The organism is Nonomuraea mesophila (assembly GCF_004352805.1).
GTDB classification, from domain to species: domain Bacteria; phylum Actinomycetota; class Actinomycetes; order Streptosporangiales; family Streptosporangiaceae; genus Nonomuraea; species Nonomuraea longispora.
Genome location: NZ_SMLD01000402.1, coordinates 1 through 761 on the forward strand (window position 1 = coordinate 1; position 761 = coordinate 761).

Genomic DNA, 761 nt, shown 5'->3' on the forward strand with positions numbered 1-761 from the left:
AAGGACTCGCGCGTTTGTTCGATACGCCGGTTCGCCTGGAGGCGAATCGTCTGCCCCTGCCCTGCTCCGCAGGGGTCCGATTCCTCCCCCGCCTGAAGGCGGGGGTCTCCTCGGAGGCATCTGATGAATCGCCCATCACCCGGTGGGTAGAGGGGTGCTTCCGCAGAGAGGTGGAGGGCATGGACAGGCATCACCCATCGGTTCGTGACAGGTTCTGGTCGGTCGTCTCGCCGACCTCGGAGCGACCGCAGAGCGCACTCAACCTGCGCATCGTGCTGGCCACCTTCGGACTGGTGATCTGTACGGTCTTCGCCGTGCTGGCCGCCACCGCGGACCTTCCCGTGCCGGCGGTCATCATGGCGGTCCTGGCCGTCATCGCGGCCATCGATCTGGTCGTCGTGATCCGCCGCCGCATCAAGCGGGGCAACGGGCACTCCCTCTTCGGCTGACAGGCCGTCCCGCGCGACGCGCCGCCGGCTCACCCGCGCGTCATGAACTCCCGGCGCATCACCCGCACGTTCAACCGGCCGTCATGGATCAGCGGCCGTGGTTGCGCCTTCAGCACCTTGGCGGCGCGGGGCCAGAGGCAGGCGACGGCGTCCACGATGATGCTCCACACCAGTGATCGTTCGGTCGGTGGTGGTCAGCGGTTGGCGGCCAGGCTGGTGATCGGGTGTTCGCCGTCGGTCTGGAGGCGGTATTCGCGGCCGGAGACGGCGCGGTTGTCCTCGATGACGCGTTCGGAGGGGGCTTTCTCGCCG

2 protein-coding genes are annotated in these 761 nt (G+C 68.2%); one reads left to right on the plus strand and one right to left on the minus strand.

Going from position 1 to position 761, the window contains the following annotated elements:
- Positions 1–179 precede the first annotated feature (179 nt).
- On the plus strand, positions 180–449 hold the full coding sequence (locus tag E1295_RS48270) for a DUF6343 family protein (RefSeq protein ID WP_220449278.1): 270 nt from the start codon (positions 180–182) through the stop codon (positions 447–449).
- A 29-nt stretch (positions 450–478) separates the two neighbouring features.
- Here the strand turns inward: E1295_RS48270 and E1295_RS52160 are convergent, their stop codons facing one another.
- Complete coding sequence (locus E1295_RS52160; protein ID WP_281284821.1) at positions 479–604, minus strand: hypothetical protein; 126 nt, start codon at positions 602–604, stop codon at positions 479–481.
- Positions 605–761: the final 157 nt, after the last annotated feature.